Consider the following 964-nt stretch of genomic DNA (forward strand, 5'->3'; position numbering starts at 1 on the left):
TTCTCAGTCCGCTTGCAGCACCGACAGGCGCATCTTCAACCAAATTTAACAAGCAAGGATAATCCACCATGGCCGATGTCAATTGGGGCGGTATTTTTCCCGTTCTGGTCACTCCCTTCAATACCGATGGTTCGATCAATGAGACGCGATATAAGCAACTCATTGATAACGCGATCGCCAACGGCGCACAGGGCGTTATTGCTGCGGGCAGCACGGGCGAATTTTACGCTTTGACCGTGAGTGAGCGCTCGGGGCTATACAAACTGACGGTGGACCACGTGGCTGGCCGCGTTCCAGTCCTGGCCGGTGTCGCCGATTTGCGTGTTGAAGACGTATTGGAGGCATGCCAGTCGGCCGTGGCCGCGGGCTGTGCCGGCGGCATGATCTTGCCTCCGATCTACGCCATGCCGAGCCCACGCGAAATTGTAGCTTTCTTCGAATACATATCGCGCAACACGTCGCTGCCGCTGATGCTCTACAACAGCCCCCGCCGTGCCGGCATCGACATCACCCCGGCCCTGGTCGAACAGCTTTCCGCACTGCCGACCGTGGTCGCGATCAAGGACAGCTCCGGGATCATTACGCAGGTGAGTGAACTTGTGCAGCGTGTTGGGGACAAGCTTCGCGTATTTGTGGGCTATGAGACGATGATTGTGCCGGCCCGCGCCGTCGGTGCCCATGGTGTCGTTGCCATGGCCCATCAGATCGCTGGTCCCTTGATTCGTGACTACTGGGACAAGGCGCTTACCGGGGACAACGCGGTGGATACGCTCGGCCGTGACGTCTTTGCCTTTTATCGTTGCTTCCAATCCGGAGCTTACTATGCAGCGATCAAAGAGACGATGAGCCAGCTTGGCCGCGACGCAGGCGGCCCGCGCTTGCCGCTCCTGCCATTGGCAGAGGAGCAGAAAGCGGCAATCGCCAAGATCATCGCCGATGCCGGTCTTCGTCGTTGGGCGAAGGC

Annotated in this window: 1 protein-coding gene; it reads left to right on the forward strand. The window is 58.9% G+C overall.

Annotation, left to right across the window (positions count from 1 at the left end; genetic code table 11):
- Positions 1-68 precede the first annotated feature (68 nt).
- Positions 69-964, forward strand: an 896-nt coding sequence (locus AYK65_RS31335; protein ID WP_081163228.1) for a dihydrodipicolinate synthase family protein, incomplete at its 3' end; no start/stop codon positions are given.

This window comes from Ensifer aridi (genome assembly GCF_002078505.1).
Classification (GTDB): Bacteria; Pseudomonadota; Alphaproteobacteria; order Rhizobiales; family Rhizobiaceae; genus Sinorhizobium; species Sinorhizobium aridi.